The sequence below is a fragment of the Yinghuangia soli genome (assembly GCF_021502675.1).
Classification (GTDB): domain Bacteria; phylum Actinomycetota; class Actinomycetes; order Streptomycetales; family Streptomycetaceae; genus Yinghuangia; species Yinghuangia soli.
The window spans coordinates 30808-48662 of sequence record NZ_JAKFHA010000036.1; the positions used below are offsets into that span (position 1 = coordinate 30808).

The 17855-nt window shown below is 73.0% G+C and carries 17 protein-coding genes and 1 tRNA gene; 11 read left to right on the forward strand and 7 right to left on the reverse strand.

The genetic code is table 11. The features are described from left to right. The first annotated feature begins 263 nt into the window (after nucleotides 1-263). The 7 genes from LZ495_RS36080 to LZ495_RS36110 all read left to right on the forward strand — a co-directional run bounded on the left by LZ495_RS36080 (nucleotide 264) and on the right by LZ495_RS36110 (nucleotide 4615). Nucleotides 264-1277, forward strand: coding sequence for a GlxA family transcriptional regulator (locus LZ495_RS36080; protein ID WP_235057424.1), 1014 nt, complete (start codon nucleotides 264-266; stop codon nucleotides 1275-1277). Between the two features lie 49 nt (nucleotides 1278-1326). Continuing rightward, nucleotides 1327-1938 (forward strand): oligoribonuclease, encoded by a 612-nt coding sequence (gene orn / locus LZ495_RS36085; RefSeq protein WP_235057377.1) that lies wholly within the window; start codon nucleotides 1327-1329, stop codon nucleotides 1936-1938. A gap of 133 nt (nucleotides 1939-2071) precedes the next feature. Then, a tRNA-His gene (locus LZ495_RS36090) sits at nucleotides 2072-2147 on the forward strand. A 99-nt stretch (nucleotides 2148-2246) separates the two neighbouring features. Further along, entirely contained in the window at nucleotides 2247-2459 is a 213-nt protein-coding gene (locus LZ495_RS36095; protein WP_235057378.1) for a hypothetical protein, read from the forward strand. 48 nt (nucleotides 2460-2507) lie between these two features. Then, a complete protein-coding gene (locus LZ495_RS36100; RefSeq protein ID WP_235057379.1) occupies nucleotides 2508-2948 on the forward strand; it encodes an SRPBCC family protein in 441 nt (146 codons plus the stop codon). A 62-nt stretch (nucleotides 2949-3010) separates the two neighbouring features. After that, complete coding sequence (gene hemC / locus LZ495_RS36105) at nucleotides 3011-3946, forward strand: hydroxymethylbilane synthase (protein ID WP_235057380.1); 936 nt, start codon at nucleotides 3011-3013, stop codon at nucleotides 3944-3946. A gap of 81 nt (nucleotides 3947-4027) precedes the next feature. Further along, on the forward strand, nucleotides 4028-4615 hold the full coding sequence (locus tag LZ495_RS36110; protein ID WP_235057381.1) for a VanZ family protein: 588 nt from the start codon (nucleotides 4028-4030) through the stop codon (nucleotides 4613-4615). On the opposite strand, the gene LZ495_RS36115 is transcribed toward LZ495_RS36110, so the two are convergent. Further along, nucleotides 4577-4825 (reverse strand): hypothetical protein, encoded by a 249-nt coding sequence (locus tag LZ495_RS36115; RefSeq protein ID WP_235057382.1) that lies wholly within the window; start codon nucleotides 4823-4825, stop codon nucleotides 4577-4579. The genes LZ495_RS36110 and LZ495_RS36115 overlap by 39 nt on opposite strands. Before the next feature lie 179 nt (nucleotides 4826-5004). Between LZ495_RS36115 and LZ495_RS36120 the strand changes: the two genes are divergently transcribed. Then, nucleotides 5005-5217 (forward strand): hypothetical protein, encoded by a 213-nt coding sequence (locus LZ495_RS36120; protein ID WP_235057383.1) that lies wholly within the window; start codon nucleotides 5005-5007, stop codon nucleotides 5215-5217. Nucleotides 5218-5298: 81 nt separating this feature from the next. On the opposite strand, the gene LZ495_RS36125 is transcribed toward LZ495_RS36120, so the two are convergent. Both LZ495_RS36125 and LZ495_RS36130 read right to left on the reverse strand, forming a co-directional pair. Next, on the reverse strand, nucleotides 5299-6477 hold the full coding sequence (locus tag LZ495_RS36125; RefSeq protein WP_235057384.1) for a nucleoside 2-deoxyribosyltransferase domain-containing protein: 1179 nt from the start codon (nucleotides 6475-6477) through the stop codon (nucleotides 5299-5301). A gap of 35 nt (nucleotides 6478-6512) precedes the next feature. Beyond that, nucleotides 6513-7379 (reverse strand): SecDF P1 head subdomain-containing protein, encoded by an 867-nt coding sequence (locus LZ495_RS36130; RefSeq protein WP_235057385.1) that lies wholly within the window; start codon nucleotides 7377-7379, stop codon nucleotides 6513-6515. A 274-nt stretch (nucleotides 7380-7653) separates the two neighbouring features. On the opposite strand from LZ495_RS36130, the gene LZ495_RS36135 reads away from it, so the two are divergent. Beyond that, a complete protein-coding gene (locus LZ495_RS36135; RefSeq protein WP_235057386.1) occupies nucleotides 7654-9165 on the forward strand; it encodes a serine/threonine-protein kinase in 1512 nt (503 codons plus the stop codon). 41 nt (nucleotides 9166-9206) lie between these two features. On the opposite strand, the gene LZ495_RS36140 is transcribed toward LZ495_RS36135, so the two are convergent. Beyond that, nucleotides 9207-10940, reverse strand: a complete 1734-nt coding sequence (locus LZ495_RS36140; RefSeq protein WP_235057387.1) for a class I adenylate-forming enzyme family protein — start codon at nucleotides 10938-10940, stop codon at nucleotides 9207-9209. Between the two features lie 264 nt (nucleotides 10941-11204). On the opposite strand from LZ495_RS36140, the gene LZ495_RS36145 reads away from it, so the two are divergent. Beyond that, nucleotides 11205-12071 carry an enoyl-CoA hydratase-related protein gene (locus tag LZ495_RS36145; protein ID WP_235057388.1) on the forward strand — a complete coding sequence of 289 codons (867 nt, stop codon included), beginning with the start codon at nucleotides 11205-11207 and terminating at the stop codon, nucleotides 12069-12071. Between the two features lie 140 nt (nucleotides 12072-12211). Next, the gene (locus LZ495_RS36150; RefSeq protein ID WP_235057389.1) at nucleotides 12212-12745 is read left to right on the forward strand and encodes a MarR family winged helix-turn-helix transcriptional regulator; all 534 of its coding nucleotides are present in this window, start codon (nucleotides 12212-12214) and stop codon (nucleotides 12743-12745) included. 73 nt (nucleotides 12746-12818) lie between these two features. Here LZ495_RS36150 and LZ495_RS36155 read toward each other — a convergent pair whose 3' ends face one another. The 3 genes from LZ495_RS36155 to LZ495_RS36165 form a co-directional block, all read right to left on the reverse strand. Continuing rightward, complete coding sequence (locus LZ495_RS36155) at nucleotides 12819-15131, reverse strand: RelA/SpoT family protein (protein ID WP_235057390.1); 2313 nt, start codon at nucleotides 15129-15131, stop codon at nucleotides 12819-12821. A 251-nt stretch (nucleotides 15132-15382) separates the two neighbouring features. After that, a complete protein-coding gene (locus LZ495_RS36160; protein WP_235057391.1) occupies nucleotides 15383-16537 on the reverse strand; it encodes an Rv3169 family protein in 1155 nt (384 codons plus the stop codon). Continuing rightward, a complete protein-coding gene (locus LZ495_RS36165; protein WP_235057392.1) occupies nucleotides 16534-17709 on the reverse strand; it encodes a phosphotransferase family protein in 1176 nt (391 codons plus the stop codon). The genes LZ495_RS36160 and LZ495_RS36165 overlap by 4 nt, the downstream gene beginning before the upstream one ends. Nucleotides 17710-17855 lie beyond the last annotated feature (146 nt).

Genomic DNA, 17855 nt, shown 5'->3' on the forward strand with positions numbered 1-17855 from the left:
AACCGCAGGTTCCGCTCCCGGCACCGAGATCCGAGTCCGACGGCCCGGCCGATGCCGACCCCGAGGACACCGCCCTCGCCGCGGACGACGGCGACGCCCGGCCCGGCCCGGAGGCCGCGGCCGGCACCGAAGCGGCTCCCGCGGCCACCGCGTACACGGTGGTCGGCCCGCGCTCCCCCGGCGACCTCGCGGACGCCGACCCCGATACGGACCTCGAACCGGACGGCGGCGACCCCGGCACCCACGCGGAGTGGCCGGACCGGCTGATCGGCCGGCGCCGCGCCGAGACCATCGCGGTGCTGCTCTTCTCCAACTCGCCGATCCTGGAGAGCTCGATCCCCATCTCGGTCTTCGGGGTCGACCGACGGGACGCCGGAGTCCCCACCTACCGATTACTGGTATGTGCCGCCGAGCCCGGACCGCTGCGCACCACCGGCGGTGTCGAACTCATCGCCCCGCACGGCCTCGACGGCCTGCACCGGGCGGGCACCGTCATCGTCCCGGCCTGGCATTCGCCGTCCCGGACGCCGCCGGCCCCGGTCCTGGACGCGCTGCGCCGGGCGCACCGCGAGGGCGCCCGGGTCGTCGGCCTGTGCGGCGGCGCGTTCGTGCTCGCCGCGGCCGGCCTGCTCGACGACCGGCCGGCCACCACGCACTGGATGTACGCCCCGGCGCTCGCCAAGTCGTTCCCGAAGGTCCGGGTGGACCCGCGCGAGCTGTACGTGGACGACGGGGACGTGCTCACCAGCGCGGGCACCGCGGCCGGCATCGACCTGTGCCTGCACCTGGTCCGCATCGACCACGGCTCGGACGCCGCCAACGCGCTCGCGCGGCGGCTCGTCGTCCCGGCGCACCGGGTCGGCGGCCAAGCCGCGTACATGGACCTGTCGCTGCCCGAGGAGATCAGCGGCGACCCGCTCGCCACGGTCATCTCGTGGGCCCTGGAGAACCTCTCGGAGAAGTTCGACATCGAGGTGCTCGCCACCCGGGCCTATATGAGCCGCCGGACCTTCGACCGGCGCTTCCGGTCGCTGACCGGCAGTGCTCCGTTGCAGTGGCTGCTGACGCAGCGCGTGCTCCAGGCGCAGCGGATGCTGGAGACCACCGAGCTGCAGGTCGAGGAGATCGCGCGGCGCTGCGGCTTCCGGTCCCCGGTGGCCCTGCGCGGGCACTTCCGCAAGCAGCTCGGCATCCCGCCGGCGGCGTACCGGGACGCGTTCCGGACCCGCGATCCGGAGGGGGCGGGAGAGGAAGTGGAGGCGGCGGGTCGCGTATAAGCGTCTCCAGGTCGTCTTGCTGGAAGGTCACGGCCTAGGCTGATCAACCATGAATGACCGCTTGGTCTGGATCGACTGCGAGATGACCGGACTCGACCTCACCCGGGACGCGCTCATCGAGGTGGCCGCGCTGGTCACCGACTCCGAGCTGAACGTCCTCGGGGAGGGTGTCGACGTCGTGATCCGCCCGCCCGCCGAGGCGCTGGCCGGCATGCCCGACGTGGTGCGCACCATGCACACCGCGTCGGGTCTGCTCGACGTCCTCGACGAGGGGGTGACGATGGCCGAGGCGGAGGCGATGGTCCTGGCGTACGTACGCGAGTTCGTGCCCGAGGGCCGCAAGGCCCCGCTGTGCGGCAACTCGGTCGCCACCGACCGCGGCTTCCTGGCCCGCGACATGGCCGAGCTCGAGGGCTACCTGCACTACCGGATCGTGGACGTGTCCTCGATCAAGGAGCTGGCCCGGCGCTGGTACCCGCGCGTCTACTTCCAGTCGCCGCCGAAGACCGGCAACCACCGGGCGCTGGCCGACATCAAGGACAGCATCACCGAGTTGAAGTACTACCGGGAGGCGATCTTCGTGCCGCAGCCCGGCCCGGACACCGAGACCGCGAAGTCCATCTCGGCCCGCTTCAGCGCCCCGCAGGTCCCCGCTTCCTGACCCCGGCACGGCCCCGGGAACCGGTCGGATCCGGTCCCCGAAGGCACCCGGAGACAACCCGGGAGCGAGCACCCCTCAATCCCCTGTACACTCTTTCTCGCTGCTCCGGTCGGATCTCCGATCGAGGCGCGTGGTGGGTGTAGCTCAGTTGGTAGAGCACCTGGTTGTGGTCCAGGACGTCGCGGGTTCGAGTCCCGTCACTCACCCCATCGGATCAAGGCCCCGTCCTCGCAAGAGGCCGGGGCCTTGGCTGTTTTCCGGACCGGCCGCCCGCGGGCGGCCGGCGGCGGCGCGCTAGCCTGCCGCCCATGGGTTCGGAACGGATCACGATCGTGCTCACCGGCGACGAGGCGCTGGTGCTGGCCGACTGGCTGCGCGGCACGCCTGCGGACGACGCGGCGGTGCATGTGCCGGTCGGCCATGTGCTGGAGGCCGTGGAGCGCCGCCTCGGCGGGCCGGACGACCCCGCGCACGCAGACCGCCTCGGCGAGGCCCGTCAGCGCCTCTCCGGCAGCCGCTAGGACCCGCTCGCGGGCGGGGAGAGGGGGACGGCGGTGCCGAGGATCCTGGTGACCACTTCCGTGCCTGCGCCGCCGGCGCAGGTCTTCGCCGCGGCACTCGATGCGGGCGCGCACTCCCGGTCGATGGCCCGCCATGGCGAGCGGGTGGTCGGCGGGCCCGCGGACGGCGTGCTGCGGCCCGGCGACGAGGTGACCTTCGAGGCCCGGCACTTCGGGCTGCGGTGGCGGCTCACCGCCCGGATCACCGGGTACGACGAGCCGCGGAGCTTCGTCGACGAGCAGGTGCGCGGGCCGTTCCGCACCTGGCGGCACGAGCACCGCTTCGAGGACGACGGTGCGGGCGGCACCGTGATGGTCGACGACATCGAGTTCCGGTCGCCGGTGCCCGGGCTGGGCCGGCTCGTCGACCGGCTGTTCCTGCGCGCCTACATGGAGCGGGTGATCCGCTCGCGCGGGGCGTACCTGAGGGACGGTCACCCCTTCGGGTGAGAAGCGGGCGGGCGGCGGCTGTTGCGGGGGCCGGGCGGTGCGGGGGCGCCTAGCCTTTGGGGATGGCTGGTGCTGGGGTGCTCCGGATCGGGACTCGTTCCTCGCCCATGGCGATGGCGCAGGCCGCGCATGTGGCCGGGCTGCTGCGGGCCGAGTGGCTGGTGCGCGAGGTCGAGATCGTGCCGTACACGACGTCCGGCGACCGGTGGACCGGCAGCCTCGCGGAGCTGGGCGGCAAGGGCGTCTTCGTGAAGGAGATCGACCGCGCGCAACTGGCCGGCGAGGTGGACGTGGTGGTGCACTGCCTCAAGGACATCCCCGGTGACGAGCCGCTGCCCGAGGAGCTGGAGCTCACCGCGTTCCTGCGCCGGGACGACGCGCACGATGCGGTGGTCAGCCGGTCCGGAGTCAGGCTGAAGGACCTGCCCGAGGGCGCCCGCGTGGGTACGAGCTCGGTCCGCCGGGCTGCGCAACTACAGGCGCTGCGCCGGGATTTGACGGTGGTGCCGATGCGCGGCAACGCCAATTCCCGGCTCGCAAAACTGGACGCGGGCGAGTGCGACGCGCTGCTGCTGGCGGTCGCCGGGCTGCGGCGGATCGGCATGGCCGAGCGCATCACCGAGGTGCTGCCGGCCACGTCGATGGTCCCGGCGATCGGCGCGGGCGTGCTGGTGCTGCAGTGCCGACGCGGCGACGAGGAGACCGTGGAGGCCGTCGCGGGCCTCGACCATGCGCTGACGCGGGCGTGCGCGACGGCCGAGCGGTCGCTGCTGCGCACCCTCAAGGGGCATTGCGCGAGCCCGATCGCGGGTCACTGCGCACCGAAGGACGACGGCCTCACGCTGCACGCCGCGGTCTTCAGCCCGCGCGGCGACGTGGTGATCGAGGCGTTCGAGAACGGCCTGATGCACATGCCGGAGTGGATCGGCGAGGCGGCCGGGCACACTCTCCTCGACCAGGGCGCGCGGGCGCTGATCGACGCGATCCCGCATCCCTGACGCGCGCTTGGGCCACCCTTGCGACAGCGCCCCCGCACCGGGAGTCCGGCGGCGGCGCTGACGGGGCGTTAGGTTGCCGCCATGGGCGAGGTCTGGCGGGCGTGGGGCGACGTGCTGACGGTCTGGGCGGTGGGGGTGCCGCTGCTGGTCGCGGCGACCGCCGTGCTGGTGCGTGTGAGGGTGCGTCAGGGCCGCCCGCGGCGCGAGGCGTTGCGCTGGTCGGTGGCCGAGGCGGCGATCGTCGGCGGCACGCTGCCGTGGGTGTGGATGATCCTCACCCCGACCGCCGGACCGGGCGGCGTGAGCCTGGTGCCGCTGCGGGATCTGGTCGCGACGCTGGGCAGCGCGCCGTCCACGGTGGTCGTGCAAGTGGGCGCGAACCTGGTGCTGTTCGTGCCGCTGGGGTTCTGCCTGCCGCTCCGGCTGCCGCGCTGGGCCGGGGTGGCCCGGATGACGCTGCTGGGCGCCGCGGTCTCCGCTTCGCTGGAGTCGGCGCAGTACGTCCTCGGCCTGGGCCGCGTGTCGTCGGTGGACGACGTGCTCATGAACGCGGCGGGGGCGGGACTGGGGGCGTGTGCCGCCAGGCTGCACGTGGCCCGGCGCGAGGCCGGGCGCGCCTACAGCTCGCGGCTACTTCTTCGGCTTGGCGGGAGCGGCGGACTCGGCTGAGCCGTCGGAGGGTTCGCCCTTGCGCAGTCTGCGCAGGTATTCGCGGGTCCATCCGGTGGTCTTGACCACCTCGGACTGCTTCACGCCCGCCGCGAGTGCGGCGACCGCCGCCTGCTTGAGGGCCTGCCGGGCTTCTTCGTGCGCGCGCTCGGTACGCCGGTACGCCTTTGCCGCCTTGGTCAGGTCGTCGGCGGCTTCAGTGTGTTCCACCCCGTCAGGATGCCATATACGTTTGCCTAGCGCGTAGGCCAACAGAGTTGACATCGGTTCCGGAACCGTGGAATATGGCAGTCGACATCAAGGTGAACAGCAGGTTAACGAGACCTGGCCGGCGCGCAGCACCCTCGGGGAGCAGGCACCGGATGGAGCACCCGGAGGGGGCAGACGCCATGAAGAAGACCGAGACCCACCGCACCATCCCCGCGCAGTGCCGGCTGTGCGGCGAGCCGTACCTCGCGGAGCTGCACCCGCGCCCGCTGGTCCGCGTTCCCGCGGGCGGCGACCCGATGGGCGGCCGGCTGACCGTGTTCGACGGCGTGACCTACATGGTCGAGCGCCACGGCCCGTGCCCGCAGGCGCACCGCTTCGGCCTGCCGTACTGAGCAGCCCGCGCGGCAACGAGCAAAGCAGGCAAAGCGGTCCGGCCGATTCGGCCGGACCGCTTTCGCGTTCCTGAACGCGGGTCAGATCCCCAGGTCGGCGAGCACTTGGGCGGCCATGCCGACGGTGGTCCAGTCGGCCTCCTCGGCCGCGAGCAGTCCGCCGTACGTCGTGACCTCGATGTAGGTGCGCTCCTCCGGCCCTTCTCCGTGCACCGACGCGTCCGCGCGCAGCCCGGCGAGTTCGGCTTCGGCAAGTTCCGCCGAGTACAAGTGCACGCGGTGCGCGGACATCGTCGCTGCGCTCTGCCGTACTCCGTGCGCCCGCAAGCGCTCGGCACCGAGCACGAGACCGGTCTCTTCCCGGACTTCGGCGAGGGCCTGGGCGGCGGCATCGCCCGGGGCGTCCGGGGCCGCGGAACCGCCCGGCAGTTCGCGGACGTACCCGTCGGCGGACGCGCCGGCCGCGCGGAACTCGCGGACCAGCACGACCGCGGTCTCCCGCAGCGTCGCCGCGCGCCGGTAGAGCAGCACCGCGCTGGCGTCCGGGCGGCCGATCACGACCTCGTTCGCCTTCACGCGGCCGCCTTCGGCAGCGATCGCGACGGTCACGTGTAGCGCCCAGTACACCGGCTCGTGCCGGGTGCCGGGCCGGTACGCCCAGACCGGGCGGGCGTCCAGCAGGGTGTTCCCGGCCTTGCGCTGCACGTCGTACCACTGCCGGAAGACCGGTGACGCCCAGAACAGGAGCGGGACGTGGCGTTCGCCGCCGCTCCGGGCCGCGCCCGCGCCGATGCGGTCGAAGGCGATGCGCAGTGCGCCGTCGAGGCTGTCGGCAGTGGGCACGCCCTGGTCCGCGGCGTATTCGCGCTGGTAGCGCACCTTCGCGGCGTCCGGCGGGGTGCCGAGGACCGCGCGACCGCCGTCCTTGAGCCAGCCCCATTCGTCGTTGGTGGTGAGCCCGGGCAGCGTGGCCATGTCGCGCGGGATCCAGAAGACGACCTGGTCGGCGGCGCGCAGCCAGCGCAGTTCCCACAGAATCTGGTCGTCGTAGTCGGACCAGGGCGCGCCGTCGGCCGGCTCGGGGACGAACACCACCAGCTCGCCGGCGCCGGTCCACTGACGGCGGATCAGGTCCAGTGCGGCGGGGCGCCACGAGGCGACGTCGGGGCTGCGTGGCGTGGGTCCGGCGAGGAAGATGCTCGCATCCCAGGAAGCGGGTGGTTCGTCGCTTGCGTGGACGACCGTGACAGAACCGGGCAACTCGACCTCCTGGACGCGGCTTTTCTCCCCGGACGCTAGTTCACGTGCACGTACGAGGTGACCGTGAAGGTCGCGGGCAGCGGTCCCGCGTCGATGACGCCGGCCAGTTCGTCGGCGGTGCGTTCGGTGATGTTGGCGTAGATCGTCGGCCGGATCTCCAGGTCGGTGCGGTCCACCACACTCGGCGCGCTGACCACGGTGCCGCGCACCACGAACGCGATGGTCCTCAGGTTGTCGTTCTCGTCGGGCGGCCGGTGCAGCAGCTCCCGGAACGCGGCCTGGCCCTCTTCGGTGAAGACGAGGACGACCTGCCAGCCGCCCGCACTGCTGTGCTCGCTGTAGCTGGACCAGGACCGGTCGACGTCGTCGCCGTCCACCGCGGCGGGCCCCAGCACGTACTTCCAGTTCCCGTCCGCGTCGCACACCACCACCGGGCGGTCCGCGGGGTCGGGCGGGAGGTCGCCGATCCGGCTGCAGTCGACCGCGGCGAACTCGGCGGCGAGTTCCGGGGGCACCCGGCCCTGGTAGACGGCCCCGGACGGCAGTCCGGCCAGGGCGAGGACCGGCCGTATCGTGAGGGTCGCCTGGCGGCCGAGCTGCCGGACGCGGTCCTCGGCGGTCTCCCCCAGGCCGCGCACCGACAGGCGCAGCGCCACGGTGCCGTCCCGCGGTGCCGCTTGCTCGACGCGTATGCCCAGCGCCTCGGCACGCCGCTCGACGACCGTCGCGGCATGCTGCAGTTGCGCGTCGGTGAGCGGGACGGCCGGGGTGAGGACGACGTCGGCGAGGTCGAGTCCGGAGGGGATGGGCGGGGGCTCGTCGCGGCGTTCGCGGCGGTCGGAGCAGCCGGTCGCGAGCAGGAGGGCGCCGATTGCCACCGCGGCGAGGGCTTGGCGCATCATCGATTCAGCCTGGCAGCTCGGGCGCCTCCGCACCACGGGTCCGGGGGAAATCCGGGCGTGCCGGCAATTCCGGCAAACCGCGCACTGCGCCCAAAGTGCGGACGGCGCTCGGCTGTTCCCGGCTGTTCTCGGCTGTTCTCGGCGAACCGTCCTGCCGCTGTCCTCCCCCCGCGCGCACGGCTGCGGGACAATCTCCGTGGCCCGACTGCGCCGGGGGCGGGCGCTCCCTGCGGCGGTCGGCCCATGACGACCACGACGGGGAGGCGTTCGGCACGTGGGTGAGTGGTGGCTCGCCGGCCGGTACCGGCTGATCGAGGAGCTGGGCTCCGGCGGCATGGCCGTGGTGTGGCGGGCCCAGGACACCCATATGCACCGGTATGTCGCCGTCAAGCTGCTGCGCGACCAGTACGGGGTGCCCGGCGCCGCCGACCGGTTCGCCCGCGAGGCCCGGACCGCGGGCACGCTCTCCAGCCCGCACATCGTCACCGTGCACGACTTCGGCAGCGGGCATCTGCTGGCCGCCGATCCGGACGATCCGCATACGCCGCCGAGCGCCCGCTCGGTGCCGGACCCGCCGCTTCCCGCGGAGCCGGCCCGCGAGTCGGTGTACGTCACGATGGAGCTGGTGCCCGGGCGTTCGCTGGCGCGCGTGGTGGCCGACGAGGCGCCGATGCCCCTGCCGCGCGTCCTGGAATTGGCCCGGCAGCTGTGCGAAGCACTGGAGGTCGCGCACGACGCGGGCGTGCTGCACCGCGACATCAAGCCGGCCAACATCATGGTGACCGAGAAGGGCGTGCTGAAGGTCCTCGACTTCGGCATCGCGCGGTTCATGAAGGCGCTGGCCGCGGGCGAGACGCTGACCCGGCCGGGCGCGGTGCTCGGGACTGCCGCGTACATGTCGCCCGAGCAGGCCGGCGGGGTCGAGACCGACGCCCGCTCCGACCTGTACTCGATGGGCTGCCTGCTGTACGAACTCCTGACCCGGCTGCCTCCGTTCGGCTTCGGCGACGTGCCCGGCCTGCTGTACCGGCACGTGCACGTCCCGGCCGAGTCGCCGTCCCGGGTGCGCGACGACCTGCCGGCCGAGGTCTGCGATCTGGTCCTCGCGCTGCTCGCCAAGAACCCGGACGACCGGCCCCAGAACGCCGCGGAGGTGCTGCGCCTGCTCGACGCGGTGCCGCCGCAGCCGCCCGTGCGCGTGCCGTCGGACTCCGAACTGGCCGAGGAACTGGCCCGGCGCATGGACCGGGTCGACGAGATCTCGCCGCAGGAGTCGGTGGCGCTGCTGCGCGAGCTGCTGCCCGAGCACAACCGGGTCTTCGGGCCGGGGCATCCGCGCACGCTGGCGGTGCGCGACGATCTGGCGTACTACCTGGGGGTGTCCGGCGAGCGGGCGCTGGCGGTGCGGGTGCTGGACCAGCTGGTGCGGGACTACACGCAGGTCCTCGGCGCGACCGACGAGGGCACGCTGGGGGTGCGCCGGAACCAGGCGTACTGGACCGCCAAGGCCAATGACCCGAGCACCGCGGCCCGGCTGCTGCGCGAACTGCTGCCGGACTTCGTGAACCGGCACGGGCCCACCGATCCGGAGACCCTCAAGGTGCGGCGCGAACTGGCGCTGTGCACCGGGCGGTCCGGGGAGGCGGACGAGGCGGTGCGGCTGCTGGAGGCGCTGATCCCGGACATGACCGAGGTGCTCGGCGGCGACCACAAGCATGTGATCACCGCGCTGGAGGAACTGGAGTACTGGCGGCGGCGTATCGTGCCGCCGCGGCGGACCGGCTGACCGGGCGGTCCGCCGGTCCCCCCGGTGATCCGGTGCGCCGGTCAGAAACTGAGCATGTCGCGCAGTTCGCGCTTGAGCACCTTGCCGACCGCGTTGCGCGGCAGCGGCCGGTCGCTGAACCGGATCGTGGTGGGCACCTTGAACGCGGCGAGCCGCCGGGCGACGTGCCCGCGGAGCTCGGCCGCGGTGACCGCGGTGCCGGGCTGCGTCTCGACCACGGCGGCGACCTCTTCGCCGAGTTCGCGGTGCGGTACGCCGACCACCGCGACGTCGGCGACCGCGGGGTGCTCGAACAGGACCGCCTCGACCTCGGCGGAGTAGACGTTCTCGCCGCCGCGGATGATGACGTCCTTGAGCCGGTCGACGACGTAGACCAGCCCGTCGGCGTCCACGTGCCCGAGGTCGCCGGTGCGGAACCAGCCGTCCGGGAAGGACTCTTCGGTCTCCGCGGGCCGGTTCCAGTAGCCGCGCACGACATGCGGGCCGCGGAACCGGATCTCGCCGGTCTCCCCGGTGCCGACCTCGCGGCCGGTGGCGGGATCGACGACGGCGACGTCGACGACCGGCACCGCGCGGCCCACGCTGTCCGGGTGGTCGTAGTACTCCGCACCGGAGTTGGCCACCACGATCGCGGTGGTCTCGGTCGTCCCGTAGCCGTTGAGCGGCGACACCGCGCGGTCCGACATGCGGCCGACCTCGTCGATCAGGTCGGGCGGCACGGGCGCGCCGCCCGCGCCGAGGGTGAGCAGCGAGGACAGGTCGTACTTGCTGCGCAGCGGGGACTCCAGGAGCCGCCGCAGCAGGGTGGGCACCATGGACGCGCTGGTCACGCGCTCGGTCTCGATGAGCTGCAGGGCGCGTTCGGTGTCCCAGCGGCGCATGAGCGAGAGTTTGGCGCCCTGGGCGGCCGATGCGTACAGCGCGACCAGGCCGGCGATGTGGAAGAACGGATAGGTCTGCAGGGCGCTTTGCCGCGGCAGGTCGGGCATCGCGTCGAGGAAGGCGGGCATGCCGCCGGTGAGCATCTCGGGCGGCACTCCGGCGCGGGCCAGCTGCACGGCCTGCAGGAGCTGCATGGTGTGCAGGTTGGTGGTGTGGTTGCGGTGCGTGCCGACCGCGCCCTTGGGGCGTCCGGTGGTGCCGGACGTGTACATGATGGTGGCGTCGTCGTCGGGGGCGATGCGGGCGTCCGGCAGCGGGCACGGCCCGGTCCAGGCGCGCAGTGCCGCGGACAGGTCGGTCATGCGGCCGCCGAGCGGGCCTTCGGGGTGGGCGACGAGGACGGCCCCCACCGCGTCGGGCAGCGCCTTCCCGGTCTCCGCGCCGGCCAGGACGTCGGCGCGCTCGCCGTCCGCGACGAGCACGGTGGATCCGGAGTCGGCCAGGGCGTAGACGAGTTCGTCGGCGGTCCCCCAGGCGTTGAGCGGTACGCACACGGCGCCGAGGACCTGGGTGGCCCAGAACGCCAGCGGCCATTCCGGGTGGTTGCGCATCGCGACGGCGACCCGGTCGCCGTGCCGCACGCCGAGGTCCTCGGCGAGATGCCGGGCCAAGTGGCCGACCAGGCGCAGTTGTTCGGCGTAGGTGATGCGGCCGTCCTGGTGCACGAGCGCATCGCGGTCCGGGTAGGCGGCGGTGCCTTCGAACACCGCGCGCAGGGTCGGGGGCGCGGCCGGGAACTCCCGCCAGGAGGGTTCGCCGGGACGGGTGTGGGCGATGGCGTACACGGACTCGGGCGCGGTCAGCGCGGCGAGAGCCTCAGTGCGGTCGAGCATCCGTTGCCTGCACCTCCTGGCCGAACGAGCCGCTTTCGGCGGTGGCCGGGCGCGGTTCGTGCGTTGGCGGGTACCCGTGGCGGAGCGGGACCACAGTAGTCCGGGACGCGGCCGACCAGAACACTTTCCGTGCAACCGCCTGTTTCGCCACCGGGGGTGGTGTCCGGCGGCGGGACAGGGCAGGGTGTTGAGCGAGCGTTCGCAAGGTCCGTCGTTCTTCGGCCGCGGGGCCGCGCCCGCGCGACCGGCATGAGGAGCCGCCAGATGGAATACGAGCAGATCGCCGCCGAGGCCAAGGACGGGATCCTGACGATCCGGCTGGACCGGCCGGACCGGATGAACGCCTACACGTTCCGGATGCGCGAGGAGATCTGCCACGCCCTGGACCGCGCGGACGCCGACGACGACGTGCGCGTGGTGGTCTTCACCGGCAGCGGCCGGGCGTACTGCGCGGGGGCCGACCTGGAGATGGGCGCGCGCACGTTCGACCCGACCGCGCACTCCGAGGTGACGGGCGAACCCGAGGACTCCCCGGACGACTTCCGCGACGACGGCGGCAGGCTGGTCATGCGGCTCTTCCGCTCGACGAAACCGCTGATCGCGGCGGTGAACGGGCCGGCGGTCGGGGTGGGCGCCACGATGACGCTGCCGATGGACATCCGGATCTGCGCCGAGGAGGCCCGGTTCGGGTTCGTCTTCGCGCGGCGCGGCATCACCCCGGACGGCTGCTCGACGTGGTTCCTGCCCAAGGTGGTCGGCATCGACCGGGCGCTGGAATGGTGCTTCACCGGCCGGGTGTTCGACGCCGCCGAGGCACTGGAGTCGCGCCTGGTGCGCGAGGTGGTGCCGGGTGCGCAGCTGCTGGACCGGGCGTACGAGATCGCCCGCTCGATCGCCGAGCGCACCCCGGCGGTGGCGGTCGCGGTGACGCGTGCGCTGCTGTGGGGCATGCAGACCGAGCCGGACCCGTGGGCCGCGCACCGCATCGAGTCGCGGGCGCTGCACTGGGCCGGGCAGTCGGAGGACGCCCGCGAGGGGGTCCTGGCCTTCCTGGAGAAGCGCCCGCCGCACTTCGGGCTGCGGGTCAGCAGCGACCTGCCGGACGAGCTGCGCAGCTGGCCGACCGAGTAGTCCCGGGTCGGTCCCGCGCAGTCCCGCGGGCTGCCCGGACGCACGCTTCGGGGCCCGGGAAGTGCCGCCGCCACCCGCGCGGCGCTTCCCGGTTGTGTTCAGCAACCGTTGTGCGGCACGCTGTCTGCGACAGCATTGTCGTGGCGAGGGTGTCGGGTGTCGGCGTGGGCGAGCAGGTGCAGCGGGCGGCCGTGAAGGACAGTGCCGGACGGCGCGTGGTGCGCGAAGTAGGGGCCGCCACGCGGCTGCTGCGCGGACTCATGGCGCCGCCGCTGCATGCGGCCGGCATCACGCAGGCCGAGTACCACCTGCTGGCGGTGCTGGAGGAGCGGGTCACCTCGACCGGCAAGGAACTGTCCTGCACGCTGAGCCTGGACAAGACCACGGTCAGCCGGCAGCTGACCGCGCTCGAAGAGGCCGGCTCGATCGCCAGGACCACCGACCCGGCGAACCGGCGCTCGCACCTGATCACGCTGACCGAGGCGGGCCGGGAGCGGCTCGCGGATGCCCGGCGCCGCACCATCGCCGTTCTGGAGGACCGTTTCTCCAGTTGGCCCGCCGGGGAACTCGACGTGCTTGCCGACCACCTCGCGCGCTTCAACGACCAGTTGCGCGGCGTCGCCGAGGCGGACGCCGGCCGCGGCGACCCGGAACCGGACGCGGTCGAGGCCTGACCCCGTCCGGGCCTGACCCGGTCGGGGCCGTCGAGGCCGGGCGCGCGGCCCGGCGGGCGCAGCGCGCGGCGGCTCACAACTCGCCGGGCGACTCCGCGACCCTGGGGTGGATGCGCGGCCGCGCGCGGTAGACGTCGTACACGCCCTGGACCCGGCGCAGGGCCTTGAGCAGCCGGGGCAGGCTGGCCAGGTCGGCGAGCCGGATGGTGTAGGTCTGGCGTACCCGCATCTGCTGCGGAGGGGCGATGGACGCCGAGGTGATGTCCGCACCGGCGGCGTCGATGGCGGCGGTGACATCGGCCAGCAACCGCGGCCGGTCCAGCGCTTCGAGCTGCACGGTGACGCGGTAGCCGCGCTCGGCCTGGTGCGGCAGCCACACCGCGGAGACGATGTCGCGCCCGGCCCTGATCATCTGCTGGACGTTCGCGCAGTCGCGCTGGTGCACGGCGACCGTGCCGCCGCGGATCACGAAGCCGGCCAGGTCGTCCGGCGGCACCGGGGTGCAGCAGCGGGCCAGGCGTACCGGGGCGCCCGGAGAGCCGGGCACCGATACGAGGTTCTCCCCGGCGTCCTGCTCGACCGGCGCGCCGACCCCGGGCCGCAGCGCGGAGATGCCCGCCGGGTCGCCGGCCGCCGGGCCGAACCCGGCGGCGTCCGCTGCCGGGTCGCGAAGTGCGGACTTGGTCCCGGCCGCACCGGCCGCACCTGCCGGGCCTGCGGTCTTCGCGGTCTCGGCCGGGGACTCGCCGGCCTCCGGATGCTCGGCCAGCCAGCTCGCGATCGCCACCCGGGCCAGCGGGCTGCGGACGAAACCGAGCCATTCACGAGAAGGGCCCGCGCCGGTCGGCGGGGCCGTGATGATCGATACCGTCTCGCCGTCCGCGAGTACCGAGGACAACGCCACGAGGCGGCCGTTGACCTGGGCGCCGATACAGCGGTGCCCGGTCTGCTCGCCGATGGCGTACGCGGCGTCCACGCAGGTGGACCCGGCGGGCAGGGTCAGCGGGCGGCCGCCCGGCGTGAAGACCAGGAGCTCGCGGTCCGCGGACAGGTCGGCGGTGAGCTGCGACCAGAACGCGGTGGCGTCCGGGATGCCGCCCTGCCAGGTGAGCAGGCGGTGCAGCCATTCGAGCTGGCCGCGCTCCTCGGAGCCGTCGTCGCCGGTGTGCGCGACCACGCCGAACTCGGCGAGCCGGTGCATGCGCCGGGTGCGGATGAGGACCTCGACCACCTCGCCGCCGCGCAGCGAGATCGCGGTGTGCAGCGACTGGTACAGGTTGAACTTGGGGGTCGCGATGAAGTCCTTGAACTCCCCCGCGAGCGGCGTCCAGCAGGTGTGCAGCACGCCGAGCGCGCCGTAGCAGTCGGTGTCCGCGTCGACGACGACCATGAGCCGGGACAGGTCGAACGGGCCGAGCGGGGCGTCGCCGCGGCGCACCTGCACGCGGCGGGCCGAGACGTGGTGCCGGGGGCGCGGGGTGACCTGGGCGTCGATGCCGGCCTCGCGCAGCGCGCGGCGCACCGAGCCGGCCAGCTCCGCGGCGGCCTGGTCGCGCTCGGCGGCGGTCTCGGCGAGCACCCGCACGATGCCGGCGTGCTCGTCGGCCTTGAGGGTGGCGAAGACGATGTCTTCCAGCTCGGTCTTGAGCACGTGGATGCCGAGGCGTTCGGCGAGCGGGATGAAGACGTCGCGGGTGACCTCGGCGATGCGGATCTGGCTGGCCCGGCGCATGTGCCGGATGGTCCGCATGTTGTGCAGCCGGTCGGCCAGTTTGATGACCGTCACGCGCAGGTCGCGGCCGGTGGCCACGAGGATCTTGCGCATGGTCTCGGCTTCGGCCTCTTGCCGGTTGTTGAAGTCGACCTTCTCGAGCTTGGTGACGCCGTCGACCAGGTGCGCGACGTCGTCGCCGAAGGATTCGCGGACCGCGCCGAGGGTGAGGTCGGTGTCCTCGACGGTGTCGTGCAGGAGGGCCGCGACCAGCGTGGTGGTGTCGGCGCCCAGCTCGGCGAGGATGGTGGCGACGGCGAGCGGGTGCGTGATGTACGCCTCGCCGCTCTTGCGCATCTGGCCGCGGTGCGACAACTCGGCGACCTGGAAGGCGCGTTGCAGCAGGGCGAGGTCGGCCTTGGGGTGGTGCGCGCGGTGCACCTGCACCAGCGGGATGAGGGTCTCGAGAGCCTCGGGGCTGCGTTTGCGCCCGCCGCCGATCAGGAACGTGGCGGCGGCGAGGCTGAGGCGCTGCACGGGGCGGCGCGCGGAACGGCCGGACCGTTCGGCGTTCCGGTCGGTGTCGCCGCGTTTGTCGGTGCGCGCATCGACCGGACGGGGCGTCACATCCCGTGCGCCCGCGCCTACTGGCGGGTCGATCCCCCCGATCGTCATGACGCACCTCCGGCTGTGAATCACCGGAGCACCGCCCCGGTGGTTCATGCTACCGGCAAGTCAGGGGGGCGTGTCCGGCGGATGTCGCCGATCACACACCATCACCCGTGCGGGTGAACTTCCGCAGTCTGCAAGAGGGAAGGCGGCCTGCGGGACCCGTCCCGCACCGCGGACGGGTCCCCTTTTCGGCAGGCGCAGGCCGCCTCACCAGGGCCGATGCACACGGGGTGTGCGGCGGCCCGGGTGCGCTCCTACATGAACGACGTCTCCGCGGTGAGCCCGAGGGCCGGGTCCGCGCCGGTGATGATCGGCTGGCAGTTGCCCCAGCCGACGCCGCCGCCGACCGGGTCGGTGACCCGGATCACGGTGTCCCGGATCTGGTGCAGCCGGCGGGCCTGCTCGGGCGTCGAGCAGTCCGCGATGCGCTCCCCCTCGACGTGCAGCGCGCCGCGCCACTCGCCGTGGTGGTGCCCGTCGAAGCCGAAGTACAGCCCGGCACCGAGGTGGAAGCCGGTGTCCGAGACGGTCTCGATCTGCAGCGGGCGGGACGAGCCGTCGGCCATGGTGGCGTGCAGCTTGCCGCCCAGGAGCCGGCGGTTGCCCGGGTCGAAGGACAGCTCGGGGACCAGGTCGGCCCATTCCTCGACGCGGCCGTCCGGGTGCTCGACGCCGCCCGTGACGCGCTTCTGGGAGAAGCCGCGCGCGGTGGTGATCTGGTAGTGCAGGAACAGCGCGTACCGGCTGCCGTCCGGGCGCTCCATGAGCACCGGGGACCAGATCATCCGGAAGGACGCGCCCTCCGGCATGCCGGCCGGCTCCAGGTCGGAGGCCGGGGTGCCGACGTCGTACCGGGTGCCCCAGGAGTGGTCGCGGGTGGAGACCCAGGTGTCCGGGGTGATCTCGGTGCGCTCGCCGTCCACCTCGACCCAGCCGTGCGCGACGCCGGTCTGGTGGTAGCGCACCAGGTCGGCGGTGACGCGGTAGGCGCGGCGGTTGTGGGTGCGCTCCTCGCAGACCGGCGGGACGACGGCCTCGAAGGTCCAGTCGAACGCGATCGGCTGGGCGTCGTTCGGCTCCAGCACGAACCGCACGACCTTGAGGGGCTCGACCACCTCGTACTTGACCGGGCCGATCTCGGTGAGCGTCGGGTCGGGCGCAAGGCGCCGCGAGGCGCGGACGGTGATCTGCTCGACGCCGCGGGAGATGCCGGCGTACCCGTCCATGACGTTGCGGTTGGTGTACTTGCCGAGCCCGAAGCCCAGTTGCAGGCTGCCGTCGCGGGCGGCGGCCATCGCGCAGACCTTCTCGGTCCACGACGGGTCGGTGGTGCCGACCGAGCCGAAGGTCTCGGTGACCTGGTGGCAGAAGCCTTCGTCGGCGGCGATCAGCTGGCCGATGGGGTTCACTCGGCGGCCTCGGGAGCCTCGGCGGTGCCGGCGTCCGCGGCGGGCAGGTCGTCCCAGTAGGTGCCGGCCAGCATGGCCTCGATGAGGGTGCGGTGCAGGACCGTCTCGTCGAGGTTCTCGGGCATGACGCGCTCGCCGAAGAACGCCTGGCGGTGCGCGATGCGGGCCATGACGACGCCGTGCCGGATGGCCGCGTAGACCTCGAAGTACTGCGTGTTCTTCGGGGTGTGGCCGGTGAGGGACGCGTACTGGCCGTAGACGTCCTCGCGGCGCAGCAGGTTCGGGATGCCGGGCAGGCCGCCGTAGCGGGTGGCGATGTCCTGGAAGAAGTCGTGGATGAAGACCATCCAGGCCAGGTCCAGCTCGCGCGGGCCGACCGCGGCCATCTCCCAGTCGAGGACCGCGGTGGGCGTGAAGTCGACGTAGAGGATGTTGCCGATGCGGGCGTCGCCCCAGCTGATGACGTCGTCGCCGGTGTCCTCGGGGAAGTTCTCCTCCAGCCACGCGAAACCGCGGTCGAGGAGCGGCACCGGGTGGCCTTCCATGCCCCACTCGTAGAACGCCTTGAGGTCGTTCAGGTGGCGGCGCATGGGGGTGTCGCCGGGCTGCTCCAGCTGGAGGAAGGCGATCTCGTCGGGGGTGGTCTCGATCTGGTGGATGTCCGCGACGATGGCCACCGAGGCTTCCTGCAGGCGGCGCTGCTCGGCGGCGTCGGCCTTGAGCAGCCAGCTGTCGATCGTGTACGGCATGACGTCCGGCGGCGCGGCGCCGTCCGCACGGCGCATCACGAAGAACGGCGCGCCGAGGGCCTCCTCGCCGGGCTCGTTCCACAGCAGCTTGGGCACCGGGATGCCGCAGCGCTCGCCGACCAGCGTCATGACCCGGTACTGCTTGTCCAGGTCGTAGGTCGGGAAGACCGGCTTGGCCTCGGCGGCCGGGCGCATGCGGACCACGCAGCGCTCGGTGCGCTCCGCGCCGTCCTCGGTCCAGGACGCGTCGAAGAGGAGCGTCTCGCTGGACATGCCGTTCGTCGCCGGGATGCTCAGCTCGGAGATCTGCGGGTCGGCGCCGTCCGGCAGGCGTCCGGCGAGCCACGCGACGAGCTGGTCGTGCACCTCGGCCAGGTCGCGGTTGCTGACCTGCGGGCGGGCGACCTCATCGGAGTCGGCCACGACAACCTCCGGTATCCGTGCCGCGATTGCGACGGCTGCGACGGTTTCCAGGGGCTCTGGCGCGGGTCCGCACGGGCCCGGGACGAGGCCCCAAAAGTGAAACCGGTTCTATCATGGGCGACACGTGTCATCAATGGCCATGCAAC